Annotated in this window: 23 protein-coding genes; 4 read left to right on the top strand and 19 right to left on the bottom strand. The window is 38.9% G+C overall.

Features of this window, described 5'->3' with window-relative positions; translation table 11 throughout:
• Positions 1–90 precede the first annotated feature (90 nt).
• On the bottom strand, positions 91–1,008 hold the full coding sequence (locus K0R93_RS01640) for a DMT family transporter (RefSeq protein WP_300296607.1): 918 nt from the start codon (positions 1,006–1,008) through the stop codon (positions 91–93).
• Between the two features lie 626 nt (positions 1,009–1,634).
• Between K0R93_RS01640 and K0R93_RS01635 the strand changes: the two genes are divergently transcribed.
• From K0R93_RS01635 to K0R93_RS01625, 3 genes are all read left to right on the top strand, one after another.
• Positions 1,635–3,035, top strand: a complete 1,401-nt coding sequence (locus K0R93_RS01635) for a sodium:solute symporter family protein (protein ID WP_300296604.1) — start codon at positions 1,635–1,637, stop codon at positions 3,033–3,035.
• A 46-nt stretch (positions 3,036–3,081) separates the two neighbouring features.
• Positions 3,082–4,374: a nickel-dependent lactate racemase gene (larA, locus tag K0R93_RS01630; RefSeq protein ID WP_300296601.1), complete on the top strand. Its 1,293-nt coding sequence runs from the start codon at positions 3,082–3,084 to the stop codon at positions 4,372–4,374.
• A 284-nt stretch (positions 4,375–4,658) separates the two neighbouring features.
• On the top strand, positions 4,659–5,927 hold the full coding sequence (locus K0R93_RS01625) for a hypothetical protein (protein ID WP_300296598.1): 1,269 nt from the start codon (positions 4,659–4,661) through the stop codon (positions 5,925–5,927).
• Positions 5,928–5,952: 25 nt separating this feature from the next.
• Here the strand turns inward: K0R93_RS01625 and K0R93_RS01620 are convergent, their stop codons facing one another.
• Both K0R93_RS01620 and K0R93_RS01615 read right to left on the bottom strand, forming a co-directional pair.
• Complete coding sequence (locus K0R93_RS01620; protein ID WP_300296596.1) at positions 5,953–6,141, bottom strand: ferredoxin; 189 nt, start codon at positions 6,139–6,141, stop codon at positions 5,953–5,955.
• A gap of 138 nt (positions 6,142–6,279) precedes the next feature.
• The gene (locus K0R93_RS01615) at positions 6,280–6,447 is read right to left on the bottom strand and encodes an aspartyl-phosphate phosphatase Spo0E family protein (RefSeq protein ID WP_300296593.1); all 168 of its coding nucleotides are present in this window, start codon (positions 6,445–6,447) and stop codon (positions 6,280–6,282) included.
• A gap of 257 nt (positions 6,448–6,704) precedes the next feature.
• On the opposite strand from K0R93_RS01615, the gene K0R93_RS01610 reads away from it, so the two are divergent.
• Positions 6,705–6,905, top strand: coding sequence for a cold-shock protein (locus K0R93_RS01610; protein WP_300296589.1), 201 nt, complete (start codon positions 6,705–6,707; stop codon positions 6,903–6,905).
• Between the two features lie 415 nt (positions 6,906–7,320).
• On the opposite strand, the gene K0R93_RS01605 is transcribed toward K0R93_RS01610, so the two are convergent.
• The 16 genes from K0R93_RS01605 to citX form a co-directional block, all read right to left on the bottom strand.
• Positions 7,321–8,322: a LacI family DNA-binding transcriptional regulator gene (locus K0R93_RS01605; RefSeq protein ID WP_300296586.1), complete on the bottom strand. Its 1,002-nt coding sequence runs from the start codon at positions 8,320–8,322 to the stop codon at positions 7,321–7,323.
• A 25-nt stretch (positions 8,323–8,347) separates the two neighbouring features.
• The gene (locus tag K0R93_RS01600) at positions 8,348–10,306 is read right to left on the bottom strand and encodes a beta-galactosidase (protein WP_300296583.1); all 1,959 of its coding nucleotides are present in this window, start codon (positions 10,304–10,306) and stop codon (positions 8,348–8,350) included.
• A 12-nt stretch (positions 10,307–10,318) separates the two neighbouring features.
• Positions 10,319–11,356 carry an aldose epimerase family protein gene (locus K0R93_RS01595; protein ID WP_300296581.1) on the bottom strand — a complete coding sequence of 346 codons (1,038 nt, stop codon included), beginning with the start codon at positions 11,354–11,356 and terminating at the stop codon, positions 10,319–10,321.
• Between the two features lie 5 nt (positions 11,357–11,361).
• Positions 11,362–12,867 (bottom strand): UDP-glucose--hexose-1-phosphate uridylyltransferase, encoded by a 1,506-nt coding sequence (gene galT / locus K0R93_RS01590; protein ID WP_300296578.1) that lies wholly within the window; start codon positions 12,865–12,867, stop codon positions 11,362–11,364.
• Between the two features lie 11 nt (positions 12,868–12,878).
• Positions 12,879–13,868: a UDP-glucose 4-epimerase GalE gene (gene galE, locus K0R93_RS01585; RefSeq protein ID WP_300296576.1), complete on the bottom strand. Its 990-nt coding sequence runs from the start codon at positions 13,866–13,868 to the stop codon at positions 12,879–12,881.
• A 92-nt stretch (positions 13,869–13,960) separates the two neighbouring features.
• Entirely contained in the window at positions 13,961–15,124 is a 1,164-nt protein-coding gene (locus tag K0R93_RS01580; RefSeq protein WP_330684965.1) for a galactokinase, read from the bottom strand.
• Between the two features lie 57 nt (positions 15,125–15,181).
• Complete coding sequence (gene mglC, locus K0R93_RS01575; protein WP_330684964.1) at positions 15,182–16,255, bottom strand: galactose/methyl galactoside ABC transporter permease MglC; 1,074 nt, start codon at positions 16,253–16,255, stop codon at positions 15,182–15,184.
• Positions 16,256–16,266: 11 nt separating this feature from the next.
• Entirely contained in the window at positions 16,267–17,790 is a 1,524-nt protein-coding gene (mglA, locus tag K0R93_RS01570; protein ID WP_300296569.1) for a galactose/methyl galactoside ABC transporter ATP-binding protein MglA, read from the bottom strand.
• Between the two features lie 102 nt (positions 17,791–17,892).
• The gene (mglB, locus tag K0R93_RS01565) at positions 17,893–19,002 is read right to left on the bottom strand and encodes a galactose/glucose ABC transporter substrate-binding protein MglB (RefSeq protein WP_300296566.1); all 1,110 of its coding nucleotides are present in this window, start codon (positions 19,000–19,002) and stop codon (positions 17,893–17,895) included.
• A 460-nt stretch (positions 19,003–19,462) separates the two neighbouring features.
• Positions 19,463–19,873, bottom strand: coding sequence for a CGGC domain-containing protein (locus K0R93_RS01560; RefSeq protein WP_300296563.1), 411 nt, complete (start codon positions 19,871–19,873; stop codon positions 19,463–19,465).
• A gap of 103 nt (positions 19,874–19,976) precedes the next feature.
• On the bottom strand, positions 19,977–20,807 hold the full coding sequence (locus tag K0R93_RS01555; protein WP_300296560.1) for a stalk domain-containing protein: 831 nt from the start codon (positions 20,805–20,807) through the stop codon (positions 19,977–19,979).
• A gap of 135 nt (positions 20,808–20,942) precedes the next feature.
• Positions 20,943–22,442, bottom strand: coding sequence for a tripartite tricarboxylate transporter permease (locus K0R93_RS01550; protein WP_300296558.1), 1,500 nt, complete (start codon positions 22,440–22,442; stop codon positions 20,943–20,945).
• A gap of 26 nt (positions 22,443–22,468) precedes the next feature.
• Positions 22,469–22,936 carry a tripartite tricarboxylate transporter TctB family protein gene (locus tag K0R93_RS01545; protein ID WP_300296555.1) on the bottom strand — a complete coding sequence of 156 codons (468 nt, stop codon included), beginning with the start codon at positions 22,934–22,936 and terminating at the stop codon, positions 22,469–22,471.
• Positions 22,937–23,013: 77 nt separating this feature from the next.
• Positions 23,014–24,039, bottom strand: a complete 1,026-nt coding sequence (locus K0R93_RS01540) for a Bug family tripartite tricarboxylate transporter substrate binding protein (protein WP_300296552.1) — start codon at positions 24,037–24,039, stop codon at positions 23,014–23,016.
• A 188-nt stretch (positions 24,040–24,227) separates the two neighbouring features.
• A complete protein-coding gene (locus tag K0R93_RS01535) occupies positions 24,228–24,893 on the bottom strand; it encodes a GntR family transcriptional regulator (protein WP_300296550.1) in 666 nt (221 codons plus the stop codon).
• A 132-nt stretch (positions 24,894–25,025) separates the two neighbouring features.
• Positions 25,026–25,547: a citrate lyase holo-[acyl-carrier protein] synthase gene (gene citX, locus K0R93_RS01530; RefSeq protein WP_300296547.1), complete on the bottom strand. Its 522-nt coding sequence runs from the start codon at positions 25,545–25,547 to the stop codon at positions 25,026–25,028.
• Positions 25,548–25,556 lie beyond the last annotated feature (9 nt).

Genomic DNA, 25,556 nt, shown 5'->3' with positions numbered 1-25,556 from the left:
TTGTCTCAAAGTAGAATATTTTATTTATTTGAAATGATCTATATAAATATAAAAATAGCGAGCAGCTTAAGCTGCTCGCTATTTTTATATTTATACCTTTTGGTGCTCTACGATAATCGTTTCCTTATCAGACTCTATCTTTTTATAATTTACCAGGTATACAGAAAGTACCACCAACGCCCCACCTAGAATCTGTAGATAACCTACAGTTTCTTTTAAAATAAAGAAGCTGGCCACTACAGTGACGATAGGTATAAGATTCAAGAATAAAGATGAAGCAGATACACCAATGATATCCATGGCATAGACATAAAGATAGTAGGCTAGGGCAGAACAAAAGATCCCTAAAAATAAAACATTCAGGGTTACCTTACCATTGAGTAAACTCCAATCTGTCCTTTCGAATAAGACAAAAGGTACAAAAAGAATGGTTCCAATAATCGTTTGATAATATACAATGGCAAGCTGGGAATACTTTTGGAACAAGGGTTTTGTAATCAAAGAATAGGCTACCCAGCAGAAAACTGCACCAAACATCATCAGATAACCCAGCCAGGATTCACCCTCATAACTTCCGTGGTTTGTACCTACAATGAGATACACCCCTAAAAAAGATATGATTACACTGACACCCTGCTGCAGCGTTAATTTCGTTTTAAACACAATACACTCAAAAATCAGGGTAAATATTGGTATTGCGGCGATAATCATGGATGCATTGGAAGCTGAAATATGCATCACCCCGTTGTTTTCAAAATAAAAATACACGGTGATCCCTAAAAACCCTGCCATCACCATCAAAAACCGATCTTCTTTCGCCAATCTTGTATCCTTTTCCTTTGCTTTGAAAATGGCCCCAATGATGAGAGAAGCAATGACAAATCGTATAAATGCCAAAGTCATAGGTGGAAATACAGCAATGGTTACTTTAATACTCAAAAATGACAATCCCCAGATCAGTGCAGTAAAAATGATGCTGACATAGGCCAAAAACACTGTTTTTTTCATAGACCCCATCCATTCTGTCAAGTATTTATAAGATGTATTATAGCAGATGGAGTGCCTATTCACATATCTTTTTTTCTAATAATTTGCACTATTTTTTCTGACTGCTTGTCTCCATGGGCATACAACTTTTTTTGTTAGCTTTATTTTTTTAACACTTATGATCTTATTGCCTATTTCATAATTTCCTATTGACAATGGGCAAATAGTTTTGTAACATATTAATAATTTATCTGATATTTTTTATAAATATTCAATCGAGGTGAACACGATGTTAAGACCAATGGAGCAGAACAGCAAATTTTATAGCTACTTTTTTAACTGGAGCTTTTATTTTAGCGCTGGTTATTTTACTTTCCCAAAAAATAGCTATACCTCTTTCATAAGTTCTTCTCCTTCTATAGTACCAGTTCATTAAAATGAACTGGATGATAAACGCCTAATTGTTATCTAATGAAGAAGACTCTTGTAGAAAGAGTCTTCTTTTTTATATTTATAAGTTTTTAAAGTTTTAAAATGTGACATGTCACCTATTTTCTTTGAATTGGTGTGTACAGCCAATTCAAAACCAAAGCATAGGAGATTAAAGATTTCCTATATGCCACTAAAAATCTATATGAGGTGATAATATGAATCTTCCATTAATCATTGTTGTACTTTACATTGTTGCACTATTTGCCATTAGCGCTTACGCGCGAAAGCTTGCCGCATCTGGGTCTGAAGGCTTTATTTTAGCAGGCCGACAGCTGACAACTCCTTTAATTGCCGTTACCATTACCGGTCTTGCCATTGGCGGCGCATCCACCATTGGTGTTGCTGAACAGGCATATTCTGTAGGGCTGGCTGCTGGCTGGTATAACGTTGCATGGGGTGCTGGCGCCATCCTTATGGGTCTTGTGACTGCATCAAGGTATAGAAAATTAAATATCTCCACCCTACCTGAACTCATCGAAAAATTATACGATACCAAGGGACGCATTCTTTGTGTGTTCAGTCAAATGCTGATTCTTTTAGTCATTACTTCTATGCAATATATCGCAGGGGGTGCCATCTTAGCATCCTTACTGCCTGACATTTTTACTTTGAAAACAGGTATGATCACGAGTGCAGTGGTATTTGTAGGCATCACCTTTGTTGGGGGTATGTGGTCTGCAGGTCTTTCAAATATACTAAACGTTATTCTGATTTACGTTGGGATTATTATGGCTGCCATTGCCACCCTTGGCCAACAGGGAGGATTATCTACCCTTGCTGTCAAACTTCCCCAAGAGGTTCCATACCTACATCTTGTAAATGGTTTGGGGTTAACAGCCATCGTTGGTTGGTTTGCTGTGATGATGACCCAAACCTTATCATTGCAGGCCACTGTTCAAATTGCCTGTGGTGCTAAAGATGAAAAACAAGCTAAGCGTGGATTTATATGGGGTGGATTGTTGATGCTCCCTATCGGCTTCTTAGCAGCTATTATGGGAATTGCTGCCAAAGCAGCATACCCTGATATTAGTGCCACCATGGCACTGCCAAACATTATCATGTCCCTAAATCCTGTAATCGCAGGGATCACCTTAGCTGCTTTATGGGCAGCCGATGTATCCACTGCATGCAGCCTCTTATTAGGTACTTCTACATTATTTGTTCAAGACATATATAAGCGTTTTATTCGCCCAGAAGCCAGTGATCAAAAGCTTATGGCCATGAATAAGATTACCATTATCGTATTAGGTGCCGTTACCTTTATTTCTGCCTTAACCGTGGTAAGTATTTTGAAGACCCTCCTTGTTTTCTTAAGCCTTACAACAGCCTTTACGGTAACAATCCTATTTACTATATTCTTTCCTAGTCTGTGCAGAAAAAACTCAGCCTTTGTTACCATCGTCGCTGGAATCGTAGTATTGCTTTTATGGCTGTTTGTACCTGCCATTCGAGTTGTTCCCCATGTGATTTACCTTGAATGGATCGTATGTGTTATAACATTCCTAGGTGTTGCAGTGCTTGATCCTGTAAGAACACCTGACTTAGTCGAATCCTAGATTCAAATAGAGATTACCTAAATATATCAAAGAAGGTGGATGAATCATGAACACAATTCAACTAAAGTATGGAAAAGAGCTTGTATCTGTACCCCTCTCTGAAGATCAGATTTTTGGCGTCATCAAAAGCAATACCGCAGATCATGGTAAAACCGAAGAAGCAGTCATTCTAGATGCCTTAGAAAATCCTGTTGGGACGCCAAAGCTTCAAGAGATTGTGAAACCAGGGGAAAGGGTATGCGTTGTCATATCGGATGTTACAAGGGCATGGCAGAGAATGGATGTTTACCTCCCCTACCTGATAGATGAACTTCATCAAGGCGGAATTTCTGATGAAGATATTGTTTTCATCAGTGCTGTAGGCTCCCATAGAAAGCAAACGGAGAAAGAGCATCAGCGATTACTGGGCGATGCCCTAAAAGATCGCTTCAAGGTTATCGACCATGATTGCTTCGATGAAGAAAATCTTGTTTATCTTGGCCATACTACCTTTGGCACACCCGTAAAAGTGAATAAAATTGCCATGGATTGTGATCATATTGTATTAACAGGTGCCATTGTTTTCCACCTATTGGCTGGATGGGGTGGTGGTAAAAAATCCATCCTCCCAGGGATTGCAGGTTATGAAACCATTATGGCAAACCATGCCATGTCTCTGCACCCTGAGATTGGAAAAGGCTCCAATCCTGAAATCAGGAGCGGAAAAATCATTGATAATACCATTCATGCCGATATGTTGGAGGCCGCTGGCCTTGTGAAACCCTCTTTCATATTTAATGTAATCATGGACTCCCAGGGCCGTATCGCCCATGCTGTAGCTGGAGATTATGCAAAGGCCCATGAACGGGGCTGCCAGATCGTCGATGAGATGGATGGTATCTCCATTCAAAGTAAGGCCGATATGGTTATTGCCTCCGCCTGCGGCTATCCAAAGGACATTAATTTTTATCAAACCATCAAAACAGTGATTAATGCCAAGGAAGCAGTTGAAGAAAATGGTGTAATCATCATTCTTAGTGAATGCAGCGAAGGAATTGGCAATGCTGAAATTCAAGAAATTGTTCAAAACTATGATACTCTGCTGCATCGGGAACGTGCAATTAGAGAGAACTATTCTATTGCTAAATATATCGGCTATTATGCCACTGAAGTGGCTGCAAAGCATACCTTTATCTTGGTATCTAGCCTGTCACCTGAAACCTTGGCCATGGCAAATATCAAGATTGTCAAAACCCTGGAAGAGGCCCTAGCGATAGCCTATGCCATAAAGGGCACTAACGTAAAAGCCTATCTCATGCCCCATGGTGCCAATACCCTTCCAAAGGTTCAGGGCTTATAGTCTACCTCCAATAATTATCGTATTCTTTCTCCTTCTGGCGAAGGCAGGGTGATATTCTTCACCCTGCCTTCGTCTTTTAAAATTGTTGATCATGGATTTTGAACTGAATGACGAACATCTTGACCCATTCTACTGTTCAATTCGACCTCTGACATATAATTATATTTTATATTTCATTTCATAATAATCTTCCCAATGGTAAAAACTAAATTGGCAGATGTTCATTATAAATATTACCTTTTCACCTGATCGGCCTTATAGAACACAAGGAGAACTATATCGAGATGGGAAACCAAAATCAGAAAAATTCAAATCGTAGGAAGATAGCCTATGTGAGCACATTAGGTACAACACAATTACACTTAAGAAACCCATGGATTATCGCCTGGTGGTCTGCGGCATTCCCTGGCCTGGGACATCTTTTGCTGTCTAAATATCTTAGAGGTTTTTTTCTATTCATCTGGGAAGTTTTTGTCAATATAAAAGCCCATATCAATCTTGGTATCTATTACTCTTTTATAGGAGAATTTGACAAAGCAAAAGAAGTGCTCGACAAGGACTGGATATTGTTATACGCTGCAACCTATATTTTTGCCATATGGGACAGTTATAGAACCACCATTGATCTTAATAATACGTATAAGTTAGCTGCAAGGGAAGATGCAGAGATAGCTTCATTTAACATGGGTGCAATGGAAATAAACTATTTAGATAAGAAAACACCGATCAATGCCTTCTTGTGGTCTGCGTTATTGCCTGGTGGTGGACAGCTTTATATACATAGAATCATTACCGCCGCCTTTGCAATTGCTTGGTGGATTGTTATTCTCTATTTTTCTAAGCTGCTTCCAGCCATCCATTTTTCCCTGCTTGGTCAATTTGAACAGGCGAAATCTGTTCTAGATGTCCAATGGATTTTAAATGTTCCATCGGTTTATGGCTTTACCGTATATGATGCTTATGTAAATACCGTAGAAAATAACAAGTTATATGATTGGGAGCAATCCAAGTTCTTAAAACAGCAGTATCAATACCCGAAGTTTAACATGCCCATCAAAGATGGAACATATAGGAGTGATCTCATGTATATCGTAGCTACTTTCGCCTATAACAATTACTTAGAACTGGCAGTAACAGCTATTCAAATGAAGGGAGTAGCAAAAGAAAGGATTCTTGCTGCTCCCTTAGATAAACGGGGTGAAGAAAGAAGATTATTCGATAACATCCACTATTCCGACGGATTAAGCTTAATCGATCTTGCTGCAGTTTTAGGAACTATATTTATGCTGTTAGGCAGTATCTATGGTTTTGTCTTGGAATGGGGACCGATCTTGTGGGGATTGATTGGATTAGGCTCTGGATGTGCTGTGGGTATCATCATCAAACTTATGGTTACAAAGAAGCATAATAAAAATAGGAGTAAGACGCTAAAAGAATCAGAGGTAGTATTAATCATAGAATGTGAAGAAAACGAATTAGAAATGGTCAAAAAAACATTATGGGAAAATCATGCCCTTGGTGTTTCTAAGCTTGATTTTTCCCATATGACTTAACAGAACTATTTTATAGAGCAATCATCTACTCTACCTTGATCGCTTCTACAGGACATTGTAGTTCAGCATCTTTTGCTGCTTCCATGTCCTCCTCTGGTATATCTATGTCCTTTGCCTTGGCCAATCCATCCTGATCCATGATAAAAACCTTAGGACAGATGGCTGTACACATACCACAGCCAATGCAAGCTTCCTTATCAACAAATCCCTTCATCTTTTCATCCTCCTCAATAATGTTTTATTCATTTTCATCCTATCAAAGATTATTGAGGTATCCTATGATTCAAATCAAATCTTCCTATTTAAATGGATGCTGACGTAAATATGATTGGCCTTTGAAAAAAATTCTACCCTATTCTCTCTTATGGATAAGTTCATGGTATCTTAACAGTAATGCATCTACTTTTTGGCTTGCCCAAAGAATTTGAGGATTCTTCATCTGATCATCTGCGTCGATAAGTGCGTACATCTCATATCTCATGGTTTCAATTTCTCTAAGCACTTCCTTTGTCGCTTCCATGCTTTATCCTCTCCCAATCATCTGGTCTTCGCAAATTTGATGACAGCCTTTTCCAAGGGATTCATCGAATTTGAACTTCATTTTCTCGTAAAAGCTTTCTGACATAGGAATATCTTAGACGTTTTCTTTGGTGGATATTCAATAAAATATAAGTTTTTCGCTAACAATTCATTTTCATAGCATTGACAATATTAGAATTACATGGTAGAATAAGGAGATTGCAGATGCAACAATATATTTTTTTGGAGGTTTGTTTAATGAAAACAGGCGTAGTAAAATGGTTTAACAGCGAAAAAGGTTTTGGATTCATTACAGTTGACGGTGGAGAAGATGTATTTGTACATTTCTCAGCAATTCAAGGTGGCGGATTCAAGAGCCTTGAAGAAGGTGCAAAGGTTGAGTTAGAAGTAGTTAAAGGTGACAGAGGCCTTCAAGCTGCGAATGTAGTTAAATTATAGTAGAATAATATAATATTGATCATTATATATTTGAACATATAACTACAAGAAAAACCCTGATATTTCAGGGTTTTTTCATTTTCTTTCTTCTTATCTTTTTTGTTATACTAATATTTATTCGCTAAGTCCTCTTCCAAATTTTTTATACAGCACAACAAATTGTTATTGGTTATTGTCTAATCGTTCAATCCGCTATAGAATAGAATTAAAAGAATTTATCTTGAAGGAGGGCTATGGATGTTTCTAACAGAAAAAATAAGACGAAATACAAACACCATTGCCAAAGTACTGGCATGGCTTATCATTGCATCTTTATTGTTAGGTACTGTTTTCTCCTGGCTGTAAAGATCTATTAAAAGCTATTGTCTAATGAAAAGCCATGTAGCATTGACATCGTTGTCAATACTACATGGCTTTATTTACAGCTGTCTCTGATAATGAGTTCTGTAGGCAGAATAACTTTTTTCGCAATATCCCTGCCCTCAAGGATTCTCTCCAAGAGCAAACCTACTGCAGTAGTGCCCATGAGCTGGGTATAAATTTTCACTGTACTTAGAGGTGGCACAAGAAATTTCGCCGTAGGGATATCGTTAAAGCTAATAATACTTATATCTTTAGGCACCCTTAGATTGGATTCATACAAAGCCTGAAGGGCACCTATCGCCATGGAATCGCTGGCTATAAAAAACGCACTAGGAAGATTTCCTTTCTCTACTGCCTTTTTCATCAGATCATGACCATCTTCAGGTGTAAACCTTCCGATATAAATATTCTCAGGTTCATACAAGGCATGTTCCTTCATAAATCTATTATACATTACCAATCGCTCATCCTCTATGGGTTCCCGATGTTTACCAACGTATTCTCTTCCCCCAATGAATCCAATCCTACGATGGCCGAGACCCATTAGATATTCAAATACCTCTACCATGGCATTCTTGAAATCAATAACGATAGAATCATATTTCTTTTCATTTGGCGATGAATCCACAAAAACAATGTTCTGGGAATACATAGAAAATTCCTCGATATCTCCTTTACTGAACTTTCCTATGGCAATCACACCGTCTAGATTGTTCAATTTGTTGGTGGTATAGGTATCATCGTTCTTAAAGATTGTAACCGCTTGTATCTTCTTCGTTAAACACTCCTTTTCAATGGCATTGGTAATAGAAACATAATATGGATCTCCCAATTCTTCCTTTTCCGAATACCAGTGAATGACACCGACCTTTATGTTTTTTTCTGTGGCCCGATTGCGTTGTTTTAACGTTTTATATTCTAAATCCTCTGCGGCCTCAAAAACCCTTCTCCGTGTTTCATCAGTAACGGATAGAGCCGTGTCATTATTGAGGACACGAGATACCGTTGCGGGTGATACTCCGGCTAATTTCGCAATATCTTTAATCGTAGCCATACAATCTTCCTTCCACAATCAGTCTTTACATAATTTGACCCTTAACAATCTTGCTTCCATAAGCCTCAATTTGCATGCCTTCGTACATAATTTCCCTGTCAGTATGATTATTAATAAATAACCATTCTGCTCCATTTAAATCCCTTTTGTATACTTCCAAGCCCTTGGGTGAATCAATCCAAGGAATGCTTCTAGCCTGAACAATCTCCTTGGCTATTTCTTCTAACACCTCTTCATTGACACCGCCGCCGACGTAATATACACTTCCTCTTCCATACTGATTCTCTGTAATACAAGCATTTTCCTTGTAAAACTGATCATTATATCGATAAAGTACTTTCGCTGTTTCAGGAATGATTAAATCTCTCCACACCATACAGTTGCCTTTGTTTCCATCATATCTTCCTTCTCCCACAATTTCAACCATTTGATCCAACTGTAACGATTCTCCTTCTTTCACACGAATGCCTGCCATCTGTCGAATTTTACAGGGAAATACTTGTCCAAAATGAATATTATTGTTTCGATCCTTAATCCCTGACCTAAAGCTAAAGATGATGGTTCCCCCATTTTGTACAAATGTCTCTAATCGCAGACTCAAATCCTCATCGATAATTTGCATTACAGGTATCAAAATCACCTTATACTTAGAAAAATCTTTTCTAATACTGATTACATCCATATGGGTATTGAGGGTATAGAATGGCATATACAACCTAACAAGCTCATCCGTAAAGTTAAAGGCACTGGATTGTTGTTGATTGTACCAAGACCAAATATTATCATAATCATACAATACAGCTATATCCGATTGAATCTCACTTTTGATCACAGTCCCATGATTCACGACATCCTTCATAAAGGATTTTACCTCTTGATACTTCCGTCCATCCTCGTTATCCTGATCAATAATCCCTAGACAAAACTGTTCAGCCCCACGGGTCATTCCCCGCCATCGAAAGAAAAGCATATTTTCACATCCATGGGCCATAGCCTGATAAGCCCACATTTTGGCTTGGTTAGGCCTCGGCAGGTATCCAATGACGTTATGGCCTTGGGCACCCATCAGTTCCTCTACGATCCAATAGTTTCTGTTCTTTAATCCACGTACATAGTCATGGGTCATGGCGATATGTCCTGGTTTTAAAGGCTCTTTTAGCCCACCCCACACAGGATAGTTGTCATAGGAAACAAAATCTAGATGTTCTGACATAATATTCTGATCGTAGGCCTTTTCAAAAAATCCTCCATAAAAGTTGTGGGTAATCTCCTGATCTGTGCCCTTTAATGACCTTACCAAATCAATCTGCAGTTTTCCATAATCATTAATGGAAAATGATCGAAATCTTGCCCAGTCTAATTGTAAAGTGGGATTATGGGTGGTAATCGTAGGCTGGGGCATAGGAATTTCTTCAAATCCATTGTAGGTTTGACCCCAGAAAATAGTCCCATAGACTTCATTAAGTTGATCAATATCTTGATACTTCGCCTCTAAAAATCGTTGAAAACCGTGGTGGCATTGATCACAATAGCACTGATCACTGCCTTCGTGACCAAATTCGTTGTCGATTTGCCAAGCCACAATGGCTTCCTCATTCTTATAATGGCTTACCAATTGTCTTACAATTTTCATTGTATATTCTCGATACACCTTTGAATTATAGCAGTATTGTCTTCTTCCACCAAAAACTCTGGTATGCCCATATTCATCCCTCGAGAGAATCGAAGGATGCTTCTTCGCCAGCCAAGCAGGAAAAGTAGCTGTGGGCGTTCCAAACATCACCTTTAATCCATATCCCTTGGCTTTTTCAATAACATGATCAAAGAACGAAAAGTCATAGCTTCCTTCCTCTTTCTCCATCATATGCCAAGCAAACTCACCAATCCGAATGATATTAGCCCCCATGGCTGTCATTCGCTGCATATCCTCATCCATCATATTTATATCCCAATGCTCTGGGTAGTAATCCACACCTAAATACACGTTATATGCCTCCTAGACTATTGAAAATTTAAGCGTTGTTCTTTCGTAATACGTCTCTCCCGCATCCAGTATGGCTGAATGAAAGTGACCATGGTGAATGCCGTCAGGTTCATATTGTGTTTCGAAACAAATGCCGTCATGGGCACGTCCTAGTTTACCATGCTTTAGCTTCTCATCATTGGGATAGTTGTAGGTATATACTACGACACAAGGGTATGTCGTGGTAACCGTCATCTTCCTTCCGCTCTCTTTATCTAGCATCTCTATCTGATTTCCACAACCCTGAAGTATCCATGGATGATCATAGCCTTTTGCCATGATAATCTGTTCATCATCAGCCCCTATATCCTTACCAATAGACTTTAACACTCGAAAGTCCATAGGCGTACCCTCCACATGTGCAATCTCTCCCGTAGGTATTTGATTGGCATCCAAAGGAAGGAAACCATCGGCTTCCATGCGCAAATACTGTTGGTTAATCTTACGCTTATAATTTCCTGACAGATTAAAATATGTGTGGTTCGTCAAGTTACACAGTGTTTTTCGATCTGTTTTCCCCTCATATTCAATAAAGATTTCGTTTTCTTCCGTCAATGTATAGGTTACTTTGGTATGAAGATTACCAGGATAGTTTTCTTCCATATCCTTACTTAGATACGTAAAGATTACCTTAGTTTGGTTTCCCACCTCTTCCACCTGGTAATCCCACAATTGAAAGCTAAATCCATTAGGTCCCCCGTGTCCATGATTTGGTCCAAAATTTTTCCCCAGATTGTATACCTTTCCATCCAGCTGGAACGAAGCTCCAGCTATTCGACCAGAGGTTCTCCCTACCGTCACGCCGAAATACGGAGGATTTTTTATATAGTCTTCAATATTTTCATAGGATAATACGACACTCTCTATGCAGCCTTCATGATCAGGAATCAAAATATCCACAATTGCTGCCCCATAGTTCAGCAATTGTAATTCTATACCTTTTTGATTTTTTAATAAAATAAGGGTTGCTTCCTTATCTCCTATATCAAAAGCTTTTTTGACAGTATACATACTTCTCACCTACTTAAAGTTTTCATAAAATCTTCGAAGGCTTCTAACCCTTTTTGATCCTGCTTGAACACACCAGCATCTATCAGTATTCTCTCAAATATCTTTCCAACCTCTAATTTTAGGATTTCATCATAATCTACGGTCATATCCCGATACTGCTGTTTCATACATTTAAACCAGTCTTTATGCTTCTCCAGCTCTTCATATCCATCAATATCCTTCAATCCTAATAGGCAATCCTTCAGCAAATCTAACTCATGGATGAGTCGGTCTGGAAGCACCGCAAGACCCATTACCTCAATCAAGCCAATATTCTCCTTTTTGATGTGATGTACATCTTTATGGGGATGAAAAATGCCCATGGGATGCTCCTCATTGGTTCGATTGTTTCGCAGTACCAAATCCAACTCAAACTTTTGATCTTTATATCGAGCAATGGGTGTAATAGTATTATGGGACTCACCCTTGGTACAATACAATATTTCTACGCGATCATCGCTGTAAACCTTCCATTTTTCCAATATCATGGCTGCCAGCGTTACCAACCGTTCCCTTTGATTGCTGCGGATTCGGATGACCGACAAAGGCCACTTCACCATGCCCACTTCTACATCTTCAAAATCCTTTATCTCCATAGTTTTTATAATTGGTGCCCGCTCCATGGCAAAGGAATAATTTCCACCTTGAAAATGATCATGGGATAGAATCGATCCTCCTACAATGGGTAAATCTGCATTCGATCCTATAAAATAGTGGGGAAACTGATCCACAAAAGCCAGCAGCCTTGCAAAGGTATCTTTGGTGATTTTCATGGGCTCATGCCGATCTTTAAAGATGATGGCATGCTCATGATAATACACATAGGGAGAAAACTGCAAGAACCAATCTTCTTCTCCAAGCTGTATTGGAATGATCCGATGATTCTGCCGCGCAGGATGATTTATACGCCCGGCATATCCCTCATTCTCCTTGCAAAGTAAGCATTTAGGATAAGATGTCGAGGACATATTTTTAGCTGCCGCTATTGCCTTCGGGTCCTTCTCTGGTTTAGAGAGGTTGATGGTAATTTCCAGTTCACCAAAATCTGTTTGTGTTTTCCAACTCACATTTTTGATGGTTCTTTCCGTTCTAATATAATTGGATGCCATAGAAAGGTTGTAGTAGTTTTCTGTGGCCCGTTGAGGGGATATACCATAATCAGCTTCAAATTTCCTGCGAAGCTCACTGGGACGAGGCATGAAGCAATCCATAATCTTTGTATCTAACAAATCTCGATAGGTCACGGTGTTCTCCTCAAGAATACCCTTATCGTAAGCAAAGTCTAATATTCGATCCAAAATTTGTTGAGGATGCGCTAAGCTTTCCTGGGCCACTTCTGCTTCTTCAAATTCATCAAGCTTTAATATCTCCAGTATTCTATTACGGACATAAATTTCATCTTCTCTGCAAATTAGTCCTTTGTCCAATCCATATTGAATAAGTCTTTGTATATCCTCATAAATATTTATCAAAATGCCACCCCCTACTTTTCAAAGCCTTGCGGGTGGCTGGTATGCCATTTCCATGCGGAAGCAATGATCTCCTCCACCCCATTGTATTTTAGCTTCCACCCTAATTCCTCTTGGGCTTTCTTACTAGAGGCAATGAGCTTTGATGGGTCCCCTGCCCGTCTCTCCGCAACGATGGCTGGTATTGGATGTCCTGTCACTGCTCTTGCAGCATCAATCATCTGTTTCACAGAAAATCCTTCTCCATTTCCTAAATTGTATACATTACTATCTGCACCTGCACGTAATTTCTTCAGGGCCAAAATGTGGGCATCTATCAAGTCCATCACGTGAATATAGTCTCTGATGCAAGTACCATCAGGTGTATCATAATCATCACCAAATATGGTGATATGTTCTCTTCTATTTAGTGGTACCTGTAGGATCAAAGGCAGCAAATGGGTTTCAGGGCTATGATCCTCCCCTATACGTGCACTTTCATGGGCACCTGCCACGTTGAAGTATCGAAGGGTAATATATTTTATGCCATGGGCTTGATCTGCCCATTTCATCATTTTCTCTACCGCCAGCTTCGTTTCCCCATAAGGGTTGGTTGGTTCTGTTTTATCGGATTCTAAAATAGGTACATTTTCAGGTTCCCCATAAACTGCTGCAGTGGATGAGAAAACCATCTTATTGATACCATGTCTACACATGGCTTCTAATAAAACCTGAGAACCATAAACATTGTTATGATAATAAGTAAGGGGTTCTTTTACGCTTACGCCTACCAAAGAATTTGCAGCAAAATGAATGACCGCATCAATTTTATTTTCACTAAATACCTTATCCAAAAACCCACTATCCTTAATATCGCCATGATAGAATTTGGCAGCCTCATGGACGGCATCTCCATGCCCTGCCTGTAAATTATCTATAACAACTACTTCTTCATTCTGATCTATCAATTTATACACGCAGTGAGAACCAATATAGCCTGCACCCCCGCATACCAAAACAGCCATAAAATAACCTCCTTTATTTTTAAGGATAAAAATATAATACAACAAGGGGTAGTTTTATATATGGGAGGGAAACTACCTCTTGCTGCATTTAACTAAATTTGTCTCGCGCCATCACCAATGGCAACAACATAAAAATCCGCTTTATACCCTATTTTCTCCTCATAGATGTTGCCTACATTTTCAATAAACTTATGCACTTTCTCCTCATGCACCAAGCTTACCGTACAGCCGCCAAAGCCAGCACCTGTCATTCTTGATCCGATAGCCTCGTTTTCCCAGGCTGCTTCTACCAACGTATCAAGCTCTATACCAGTTACCTCGTAATCATCTCGAAGAGATATATGAGACGCATTCATGAGTTCACCGAACAATTGTATATTTCCTGCATTCAGTGCATTTACAGCTTTAAGGGTTCTTTGGTTTTCATATACGGCATGTCTTGCACGTCTTTGCTCTATTCCACTTTGAATCAAGTGCTGATAGGCATCGAAACGCTCCTCCGTAAGGTCTCCAAGGGACGAAATCTCCAATTCTTGCTGCAAAGCCTTTAGAGCATTTTCACATTCACTTCTTCGTTCATTATACTTTGAACCCGACAAGCTGCGACGCTTATTGGTATTGGCTATGACGATGGTGATACCTTTCGTCTTTATAGGTACATACGCATATTTCAGCGTATTGGTATCCAACAACATGGCATGATCTTTTTTTCCCATACCGCTGGCAAATTGGTCCATTATTCCACAATTTACACCCACAAACTGATTCTCAGCCCTCTGACTCATTTTCACCATTTCTATCATGTCGATATCCAGGTTATATAATGATTTTAGAAGAACGCTGGTTACCAATTCAATGGATGCACTTGAGGATAATCCTGCACCATTAGGTATGTTTCCATCATATAGCACATCAAACCCTGATTCAACCTGATACCCTGCATCCCTAAAAATTTTTACCATGCCGATGGGATAGTTTGCCCAGTCATTGGCATCGTTATAGCTTAAGCTGCTTATATCTACTTCAATCGTTCCAAAGTCCTCAAAGTTTTTGGAAAACAACCGAATCTTCGTATCATTTCTCTTTCGGGCAACCGCATAGGTGCCAAAGCTGAGGGCACATGGGAAAACATGGCCTCCGTTATAGTCGGTATGCTCCCCAATCAAATTTACTCGACCGGGGGCAAAGAATGTCATGATCCCTTCTTCGCCTCCAAATCTATTGGTAAAATCATGTATCAACATCTCTAAATTCATCATAGACACCCCTGTACTTAGATTTATCTATTCTTTTATCGGTATATACTAATCCTTCTATTTCTTCTTTAGATATTTACGAGTATCTATGGCCACAGCCGTGATAATGATTAAACCTTTGATAATATACTGAAGGTATGGATTTACGCCAATAAATGCCAATCCATAGTTAATAACCTGGAATATCAATACCCCAGTAACTACACCCGCCACTGTACCGATACCCCCACTAAAGGAAACACCACCTACTACGCAGGCTGCAATGGCATCCAGTTCGTACATGTTTCCAGTATTGTTGGTGGCACTACCTACACGGGCTGCCTCCAAGGACCCAGCAAAACCATACAAGAACCCAGCAAGGGTATACACGATTAATAAGGTCTTTACTAAGCTTACACCTGATACAACCGCTGCCTCAGGGTTACCTCCAACTGCATATATATTTTTTCCAAAACGTGTTTTGTTCCACAGCACCCATATCAAAACTGTCACAATGGCAGCATAGATGACTAGATATGGAACGGCAAAATCTCCAATATAAATGCTGCCTTGGGCAAACTTCATATATCTTGGGTCCAATCCACCGATAGGTTGGGCCCCATAAGGTGGACGGTCAAAGTAAATTGAATTCACACCATAAATAATGATCATGGTACCCAATGTAGTAATAAAGGGTGTTACATTTAGTTTTGCAATGATAAATCCATTGATTAGTCCAAAAATTGCCGTTATAGAGGCTGCTAACAAAATCGGCAAAAGAATTTGAAATGCAGGCTCATCTGGATTTATCGGTAATAAATTTAGATTTGGATACATTCTATAAGCATATCCTGGGGCCTGAAGTAAGGAAGCACTGATGACCGCTGACAAGCCCACCATACGTCCCGCTGACAGGTCTGTACCTTGAGTGATAATTAAGCCTCCAACACCCAATGCGATAATGATTCTTGTAGACGCCTGAGACAAAATATTACGGAAATTATTAATCGATACAAAGTCAGGAGAAATCGAAATAATTACCAATAATAAAACCACTAGAACGATAAAAATTGCATTATTCATCATCCATGCTGCTACATCTTTTTTTGTCATGTTTCTTAATTTTTCTGTCACTGAACTCATGATATTCATCACTCCTCATCCTATAAGAACTTAGCTGATAAGCGTAAAATTTCTTCTTGGGTTGTATTCTTCGTTTCTACGATTCCAGCCACCTGTCCATTACTCATCACAAGAATTCTATCGGTAATTCCAAGCAGCTCAGGCATTTCAGAGGATATCATCAGAACGCCCTTATCCTTTTTTGCTAGATCAATCATTAATTGATAAATTTCATATTTTGCTCCAACATCAATTCCTCTGGTTGGCTCATCCATCATAAGGATTTCAGGCTCCGTCAGTAGCCAGCGACCAATGATTACCTTCTGCTGATTTCCACCAGATAACGAACTGATCAATGTTTTCTGAGATGGCGTTTTCACACGCATACTGTCCACTACCCATTGGGTATCTGTTTTGCATTTATCTTCATCAACTAATCCAAATTTATTAAAGTATTCATCAAGATTAGCAATAATCGAGTTAAAGTTTATGTCAAGAATTCCAAATATTCCTGTGGAACGTCGTTCCTCCGTAATCAAGGCAAATCCATTTTTAATCGCCTGCTGCGGAGCTCTATTCTGAACTTCTTTTCCATGGACATAGATTTTTCCAGATGCCACCTGTCTGATTCCGAACAGAGCCTCTACAATGTCCGTTCTCTTGGAGCCAACCAATCCTGCGATTCCTAAAATTTCTCCCTTCCGTAATTCAAAACCAACATTCTGAATGGAAGGCTGATAAGTTGCCGTTAGATCTTCTACTCTCAGTATGGTTTCTCCAGGCACATTGTCCTTAGGCGGGAAACGATTTGTTAAATCACGGCCAACCATCAAACTAATAATCATATCCGTTGTTAACTCTGCAGCTGGTCTCGTGTCAATCCATTTGCCATCCCGCATAACTGTTACATCATCGGAAATCTGTAAGATCTCTTCCATTTTATGAGATATATAAATAATGCCTACACCTTTTTGCTTAAGTGCATTAATAATCTTAAATAAGTGATTTACTTCTTTTTCGGTCAAAGAAGAAGTAGGTTCATCCATAACAATCACTTTTGAATTATAAGATACTGCCTTTGCAATCTCAACCATTTGCATCTGTGAAACCGTAAGCTTTCCGGATTTTTCCCTTGGGTCCAGCCGTATATCCAGTTCTTCAAAGATTTTCTTCGTTGATTCATACATCTTTTGTTCATCGATAAATATACCTTTTTTAGGATAACGTCCAAGCCAAATATTGTCCATAATGTTACGCTGACGTACTTGGTTTAACTCTTGGTGTACCATGGAAACCCCATTTTCTAAAGCTTGTTTTGCGGAATTAAATTTTACTTTTTTCCCTTCTAGGTAGATTTCACCATTATCCTCATGGTATATACCAAACAAGCATTTCATCAACGTCGACTTCCCAGCACCATTTTCACCCATCAAAGCGTGAACCGTTCCTGTTCGCACCTTCAGTTGGACACCATCCAATGCTTTTACGCCTGGGAATTCCTTAGAAATATTGATCATCTCTAAAAGATAATTCTCATTATTCTTCAATTGTGTATTGTGATCCATAGGTTACACCCCATTCTAAATATCTATCTGAAAAACAAGGATGCATGCCCATGCATCCTTGTTTAACATAGTAATCAAAACATTTGTATCGATTAAATAATCTTACTTGTATGCTTCTTCAGCGATTGCAAGATTATCTTTTGTGATGCCAACATATGGTACACGAACAGCTTTCTTGTCATCAAGTTTCCACTGAGTTCCCTCTAATGGATCTTTACCATTTGCAGCATTTAACGCTAATTCTAATGTTGCGCCACCTTGATTCTTCGCATCATTTAATACTGTTCCAACCATTGTACCCGCTTTAACTTGCTCTAATGCATCTGGAATCGCATCTACACCAACAACTGGCATAAACTTATCTCCAGCAAAATATCCGTTTGCTTGTAATGATGAAACTGCACCTAGAGCCATTGCATCATTGTTTGCAATTACGTACTCAATCTTGTCGCCATGCTTCGCTAACCAAGCATCTACTAACTCTTTACCTTTTACGCTATCCCACATACCAGTTTGAAGCTCTAACTCTTCTACTTCGATACCAGCAGCTTTCACTTCATCAATAACAAACTTTGTTCTTGCTTCAGCATCTGGATGTCCTGGCTCGCCTTTTAATAATACATATTGGATTTTACCATCGCCATTTTTGTCCCAGTTTGCATTTGCTTTCCAAGAATCAGCAACGATTTTTCCTTGCATAACCCCTGACTCTGAAGAAGTAGTTCCTACGTACCAAGCCTTGTCATAGCTAGCTAATGCAGCTGCATCTGGCTCTTTGTTGAAGAAGATTACTGGAAGACCAGCAGCTTTTGCCTTCTCAATGATTGTAGGAGCAGCTTGTGGGTCTACTAAGTTGATTGCTAAAGACTTAACGCCTTTTGAAATCATCATATCCACTTGCTCATTTTGTGTAGCTTGATTGTTCTGAGAATCATTTAATACCAATTCTGCTTTGTCCTTAGCACCAGTTTCAATTGCACGACGTACGAAAGACATAAAGTTATCATCAAACTTGTAGATTGTTACACCAATCTTTGGCGTTTCTGCAGCTGGCTCTTCAGCCGGCGCAGCTGGTTCTGCAGGTGGCTTTGCACCGCATGCTGCTAAAGAAAGCACCATTGCCAATGCAAGTACTAAAACTAAAAACTTTTTCACACGTATTTCCCCCTTTAATCTTTCTTGATTATTTATGAAAGCGTTTCCGCTTAACATACATAGATTCTGTGAAAGCGTTTCCACTTAGTATAAATTTACTAAATTTTTAGTTCTTTGTCAATACCTTTTGTATTTTCAGAAAACGCCTTTATCCCAACTAAAAACTTCAAATCAGAATATAAATTCTATTAATCTAAATATACTTTCATCCACCATTGGTTCTTTCATCCATTGGCATGGGAATAATAATCATATTATTTAGTAAATATTTACTAAAATTTTACTCTTTTTTTACAAAACGTTTTCCTATCATCAGGAAACCTTTCTTATTAAAATTAAGTTATGAATAAATTCTCCAGTTCATACTGTTTTGCCTCTGTAACTTTTTAGATTATTCTTTTCTATTTTACGCTCTATGCATATATTGACCTCGTATCTAGTAATTTTTTACTGCAAAAAAATACAGACCCGTCACTCCTTTTAAGGAATGATATGTCTGTATTTTGGCAATCATCATTTAATAGCTTTTATAAGTTCCTATTTCTCGCTTCCTAGAAGCATTCTGGCTTACATATGAACCTTCTACAACATTTTGAAAACCTCTTTTTTCAACTATGCCTTCAATATAATCTATGTGGGGGCAGCGGTCATAATGATAATTATCTGTGGTTACACATGATGCTAAATGAATAGTCACCTCATCTTTTTTGATATCTGTCTTCTTTCGAAGCTTATTGGACAGATGCTCCAATTTGGCTGTTACACTTTTTCCACAGCAGCCGCCACAGGTAAAGGATATGTACTGCACATCCGCTCCATAGTTTTCAAACTTTCCTACACGATTATAGAAAGAGTCCGCGCAAGCAAAACCACTGCAGCGATTGTGGGCAATATCACATTGAATGATTACCACGTACCTTGTTTCCATTTTTATCCCCCTTTATTTTCTATACTATATCAATCATATCATGTTTAGACGTACATCTCAATTTTCAATCTTAAGCTACAACCTATTTTAATCCTTCTATACGCTATTTATATTCAATCTCTTCTCCTCGAATCACAGCAATGTTCGCTGCTGACATTTTGATCATTGTATGAGGATAGGTAATTGCTTGAGTTACCATCATATCTGGTGTAGGACGATAAAGGGTTGCTTTCACAGAAGCAATCCTAGACTTTCCTAGAATGTTAACTTCATCCACATGGATCACATGTCCTCCTGTAGGCCTTTCCCCACCGCTGATGAGTACATACATTTCATCAGCAATTTGCAAGGCGTAAATCCCCTCTTTTTTATACCTGTCTTTATACCATTGGGCTAATTCATTATTTTCATTGACTACTTTCAAATCAACCACTTCATAAAGCACTGGTGTATTCGGTTGTGCATCAGGCATTGCCCCAGGGCTATTTGTCTTAATTATAGCTGTATAGCGGCCTTCATCCCAATTCACCTCCGCTTCCAAAGCTTCAGCAACGAATCTTAAAGGAAGCAACGTACGATCCTTTATGATTTGAGCAGGTACGTCTAGGGCTATCTTTTCAGGAATGCCCGTGAAATCATATTTTCGGTAGATCAATGCTTCTTCCTTTCCAATAAGCATTTCAATGGTTTTATACTTATCGTTAATAATCGCTTTCTTTTCATCTTCATTCCAGCTGACCTCTGCACCCATCTTCTCAAAAATGCTTCTTACAGGTACCAGTATCCTTCCCTCTTCAATTATTGGCTGAACATCAAAGGAAACCACTTCTCCGTCCAATTCAATTTTTACTTGCTGATCAGCAAAACCTGTAATGGAAAACATGGTTACGGCCGTCATACAAACAAGAAGATATGCTAATAATTTATTTTTCATAGATTGACCTCCTTTATCCGTATAATTTAGACGGTACAAACCCAAATTTGTTCCTTTTTCCTCTATCTACAATATATATTTTCCAAAAATAAAAACGTGAATTATCATAATTCACGTTTTCAACGTTCATCTGTATTACGCATTTTCTGTAGCTTTCTTTTTTCTCATATCTTTTAGGAAAGGATATCCTATAGAAATAATGGTTAGAACAATAAGTACCATTGAAACTGTTGATTTCGAGAATATAGCAAAGCTACCATTAGAAATAGTTAACGCCTGTCTAAAAGACTGCTCCATACTATTTCCTACAATTACCGCCAAGATGAGGGGTGCTGTAGGAATTTTGGCCTGATGCATAAAGTATCCTACAAGTCCAAATATCACGAGAAGATAGAAATCAATCACGCTATTACTAATTGCATAACAACCAACAAATGCTAAACCCAATACTATCGGATATAAGATTCTTGGTGGAATCGCTAATAGCCTTACCAGTCCCCCAGCCATGGGAATATTGATAACAGCTAGAACGATATTTCCAATGAACATACTAGCAATCAGTCCCCATGCCACATCAGGATGCTGTTGGAATAACAAAGGTCCCGGTTGCAATCCCAACATCAGCAAAGCACCCATCATAACTGCTGTTGTTCCTGAACCAGGGATTCCCAATGTAAGCATTGGAATCAGCGCACCAACAGAGGATGCATTATTAGCAGCCTCAGGTGCTGCAAGGCCTATAATCTCTCCTTTTCCAAAATCATCTGGATTCTTAGCAAGCTGCTTTTCATTATTATAGGCCATAAGTGAAGCCATAGTTCCACCAGCACCTGGAAGAGCTCCTATGAAGAAGCCCAATGGTGTACTTCGGATAATGGGCCAAAAACACCTTTTCCAATCTTCTTTTGTAATCCATATCCTTCCAAACTTTGTTTGCATTTTCTTTTTACCTTCCTTTAGTGATTGGAAGGTACTAAATACTTCACCCAATGCATACATCGCTATAATCACTACAAGAAAATCAATTCCACCCTGTAGCTCTAATATTCCAAAAGTAAATCGCGTAACGCCAGACTGGGCATCAATACCTACAGTAGAAATCATAAGTCCCAAAATCATAGAGATAAACCCTTTAATCACATTGCCCTTAGACATAGAAGCAGTAGCAGATAGGGCAAAAACCATCAGAAGAAAATACTCTGCAGGCCCAAACTTTAAAGCAAATTTCGCTACTGGCTGGGCTACAAAAACCATGATAATCGTAGCAATCGTTCCTCCAATGAATGAAGCAATGGCTGACATAGCCAATGCTGCTTCTGCTCTACCATTCAATGTCATAGGATATCCATCAAAGGTTGCTGCAATAGCTGCACCATCTCCTGGGGTGTTGATCAAAATAGAACTTCTTGATCCTCCAAACATAGCACCATAATATACGCCGCACATCGTGATTAATGCAGCTGTAGGTCCCATGGTAAAGGTTAGAGGCAGTAATACGGCAACACCAGTGGCAGGCCCCAAGCCTGGCAACATTCCTATAATTGTTCCCAACGCACCTCCCAAGGTAACCCAGAAAATATTCATAGGTTCAAGGGCAACAGTAAATCCATCAAATAAATATTGTAATATTTCCATCATTTCACCTCCTGGTTTTCATTTTATTAGATATAAAGGAATGGCAGTGGTGGTAGTATAATTCCAAGCATCTTTGAAAAAACGATATAAATGCCTAAACTGAACGAGACGGCTACAATGGTATTTGTTTTCCACTGATCCTTTCCATTTACTACAAAGAGTATAGATCCTAGGAATAAAATTGTTGAAATAACAAAACCCGCTTCTTCAAAGATCAATGCGTAGATAATGCTTACAAAGCAGGTATAAGCAATTAGTTTTCCAGTATATGTGAGACCCTTTTCCTTGTTGTCCATACCTTTGAAATCGCCTCTTTTAACAGACTGCGTCAATAAAATGATCCCAAATATTGCCATCAGCACGCCCAATCCCAAGGGAAAGTAAACAGGTGCCATAGGGCTCCCAATTGTTGCCCTCGGCAAGTTGTAAGATTGAATACTATAGATTATACCTATAACTAGCGTTAGTACAGCAGTTAAAGCCGATAAATTCATTTATTCACACCTCACTTTTCTATTGATATGGGTAGAAGCTGTGGCCATAGCCTCTACCCATCTACTATGATTAGCTACTATTTTAACATCCCAATTTCGCTGAGGATGGTCTTGTACTGTTCATTGGTTTCTTCTAAGAACTTTACGAATTCATCACTATTCATATAGGCATCGTCCCAACCATTTGTTTCACGCGCCTTTTGCCATTCAGGTGTTTCAACCATTTTTGCAAGGGTATCTTGCCAGTATTTCACTGCATAGTCAGGCATTTCTGGGGCACCAAACAAACCTCTCCAGTTTTCAAACGTCTCATCGATACCTTGCTCTTTACATGTAGGAATTTCGGCTAGTACACCAGTACCGATTCTTTTCTCTGCTGTAGATGCAAGAACTCTCATTTCACCACTTTCTGCTAAAGCCCTTACATCACTCATTCCTGTGGTTAACAAATCAATATGTCCACCCATTACTTGCGCTGCTCCAGAACCATCCTGGAAAGCAATATAATCGATCTCATTAATTTTCTCAACACCTGCTGCCTTTGCCATGATCAAGAACTGAACATGATCCATACTTCCTGCCGCTGAGTTTCCTCCGATCTTTACGCTCTTTGGATCAGCTTTTAAAGCTTCCATAACTTCAGTAATAGATTGATATTTAGAGTCCTTCGCTACAGCAAATGCACCATAATCTGTGATTAATCTTGCCAATGGTGTTGTATCCTTATAACCAAGCGGCGTAGAACCATTTAAATTGATTAATAGAATTGGTGGCGAATAAACAGAAATCAAAGAATCGCTGCCTTTCTTTTCTTGCATGTAGGCGAGGTTTACGCCACCGCCGCCTCCTGGCTTATTTGTAACAGGCATTGGTACTGAAACCAGCTTAGCATCCTGTAATGTCTTAGCAACAGTACGAATCGTTAAATCCCATCCACCTCCTGCTCCGGCTGGTGCTATGAACTCCATGGCTTTTTTCGGATAGTCTGGAGCCTGCTCTCCACCTGCGGTGCTGCTTGGCTTTGCCCCACACCCTGTTAATACCAATGACAGTACTACCAACATTGAAACAGCAAATAACAATACTTTCTTAGTTTTTTTCATTTTACTCCCTCCCACTTTCTTTTTTATTATCATTGTCTTAGATCCTTTAATCAAACTAAGACATGAAAAACATTTCATATACGGTGTACGGTATCCCGTATTAAACAAAAACCGAAAAACCTTTTCCTGAAATACGGTGTACGGTATCCCGTATTTTCCATAAAATGCTAATTGTTTTAATTAGCACCTTATAAACCTTCAAAAAATACTTTTTCAGAAGCGTCTAAATGTTCATAAACCAATCGCTCCGCTCTCTCTGCATCCCTATCAATAATTGCTTGGAGAATTGCTTTGTGTTCTTGAATAGCACTTTCTCTTCTAGTACGTTTTGACATGGTGATTCTTCTAAATCGCTCTAGATATTCCTGCATTGTATTGATTAAACCTGTAATCTTAGGCATTCTGCTCGCACTAAGAATAACTTCATTGAATTCCTTACAAGTATTAAACAGACTTTCATAATCTCCAGCTGCATTGGAAGATTCCATACAATCCGTGAGCTTTTTCAGTTTGCCTATCTCTTCCTCTGTAATCTTCTGTATAACATATTTCATTGCTAATCCTTCAAGGGCCTTTCGAATTGCATAGATTTCTACAATATCCTCGTGATTAAATCCATTTACCACTACGCCTTTTCTTGGGATATATTGTACAAGTCCTTCTATTTCTAATTTCCGTAGTGCCTCCCTGATAGGCGTACGGCTAATATTCATCTTTTCTGCATAATCCTTCTCTACAATTCTTTCTCCAGGCTGAAGCTTGCCATCCATAATAGCTTTTCTCAAATTTTCATAAACGATATCACGAATGGGTTTTACGTTTGCGATGTTTACTGCTCCAAAATATTGATCCATATTATCACCCCTACTGTTTTTGGTATCCCGTATCCTTGTATATATATTCTTCTAAATTTTCTAAATTCCTTCTCGATTCAAATTTTTAACACCGCCAATCAGGAGCAGGTATAACGAACATCCTTTTTCATGTTATCTGTTGAAATAAGCTTTTCCCATATTGTGTATTTTGTTCATCAAATTCTCTAATGAATGTCTTCTACTACGAGCACATAGAATCGCAGTGTCTTCACATAATAAACATTTTCTTCTTTCTTTGCCTAGGGAAGTACGATTCCATACACTACTGTCAGGCCCAAACACATCAAAATCAAAGATCCTCCCCAATGGATGCTTATCCTCAATCTCTATTGTCATTCTCTTTAGAAGGGCACTGTCTAAATCTACACTGATATATCCTTCCATTCCAAGGATACTCTGTTCCACTTCCCAGTGAATAACAGATACTTTTTTTTCCTGCAGCAACTGGAGGAAATGACTTAGTCCTTCTTGATGAATGTGCTCATATAACACAGCATTTTTATCAGGTCCAGGAATATTTAGCGTAAAGCACACCAACGAATGTCCAAATCTTTCTAGAAAATCTTTTTGTCTATTTGCCCGTAATTCCCTAGCAGATAATATCATTTGCAACACATCATCTGAGTCATTCATAGCCGTTAT

Source organism: Anaerosolibacter sp. (assembly GCF_029240175.1).
Classification (GTDB): Bacteria; Bacillota; Clostridia; order Peptostreptococcales; family Thermotaleaceae; genus Anaerosolibacter.
Note: the sequence above shows the minus strand (reverse complement) of the source record. Positions and strands in the feature narration are given on the sequence as shown.

Excerpts from the sequence above, each read along its gene's own strand:
- K0R93_RS01610 (WP_300296589.1), top strand. The coding sequence starts at position 6,705 with ATGAAAACAGGCGTAGTAAAATGGTTTAACAGCGAAAAAGGTTTTGGA.
- K0R93_RS01625 (WP_300296598.1), top strand. The coding sequence starts at position 4,659 with ATGGGAAACCAAAATCAGAAAAATTCAAATCGTAGGAAGATAGCCTAT.
- K0R93_RS01605 (WP_300296586.1), bottom strand. The coding sequence starts at position 8,322 with ATGGCTACGATTAAAGATATTGCGAAATTAGCCGGAGTATCACCCGCA.
- K0R93_RS01620 (WP_300296596.1), bottom strand. The coding sequence starts at position 6,141 with ATGAAGGGATTTGTTGATAAGGAAGCTTGCATTGGCTGTGGTATGTGT.
- larA (WP_300296601.1), top strand. The coding sequence starts at position 3,082 with ATGAACACAATTCAACTAAAGTATGGAAAAGAGCTTGTATCTGTACCC.
- mglB (WP_300296566.1), bottom strand. The coding sequence starts at position 19,002 with ATGTTAAGCGGAAACGCTTTCATAAATAATCAAGAAAGATTAAAGGGG.
- galE (WP_300296576.1), bottom strand. The coding sequence starts at position 13,868 with ATGGCTGTTTTGGTATGCGGGGGTGCAGGCTATATTGGTTCTCACTGC.
- citX (WP_300296547.1), bottom strand. The coding sequence starts at position 25,547 with ATGAATGACTCAGATGATGTGTTGCAAATGATATTATCTGCTAGGGAA.
- K0R93_RS01545 (WP_300296555.1), bottom strand. The coding sequence starts at position 22,936 with ATGAATTTATCGGCTTTAACTGCTGTACTAACGCTAGTTATAGGTATA.
- K0R93_RS01550 (WP_300296558.1), bottom strand. The coding sequence starts at position 22,442 with ATGGAAATATTACAATATTTATTTGATGGATTTACTGTTGCCCTTGAA.
- mglA (WP_300296569.1), bottom strand. The coding sequence starts at position 17,790 with ATGGATCACAATACACAATTGAAGAATAATGAGAATTATCTTTTAGAG.
- K0R93_RS01555 (WP_300296560.1), bottom strand. The coding sequence starts at position 20,807 with ATGAAAAATAAATTATTAGCATATCTTCTTGTTTGTATGACGGCCGTA.
- mglC (WP_330684964.1), bottom strand. The coding sequence starts at position 16,255 with ATGAATATCATGAGTTCAGTGACAGAAAAATTAAGAAACATGACAAAA.
- K0R93_RS01635 (WP_300296604.1), top strand. The coding sequence starts at position 1,635 with ATGAATCTTCCATTAATCATTGTTGTACTTTACATTGTTGCACTATTT.
- K0R93_RS01615 (WP_300296593.1), bottom strand. The coding sequence starts at position 6,447 with ATGGAAGCGACAAAGGAAGTGCTTAGAGAAATTGAAACCATGAGATAT.
- K0R93_RS01640 (WP_300296607.1), bottom strand. The coding sequence starts at position 1,008 with ATGAAAAAAACAGTGTTTTTGGCCTATGTCAGCATCATTTTTACTGCA.
- K0R93_RS01560 (WP_300296563.1), bottom strand. The coding sequence starts at position 19,873 with ATGGAAACAAGGTACGTGGTAATCATTCAATGTGATATTGCCCACAAT.
- K0R93_RS01595 (WP_300296581.1), bottom strand. The coding sequence starts at position 11,356 with ATGTATACTGTCAAAAAAGCTTTTGATATAGGAGATAAGGAAGCAACC.
- K0R93_RS01580 (WP_330684965.1), bottom strand. The coding sequence starts at position 15,124 with ATGAATTTAGAGATGTTGATACATGATTTTACCAATAGATTTGGAGGC.
- K0R93_RS01540 (WP_300296552.1), bottom strand. The coding sequence starts at position 24,039 with ATGAAAAAAACTAAGAAAGTATTGTTATTTGCTGTTTCAATGTTGGTA.
- K0R93_RS01535 (WP_300296550.1), bottom strand. The coding sequence starts at position 24,893 with ATGGATCAATATTTTGGAGCAGTAAACATCGCAAACGTAAAACCCATT.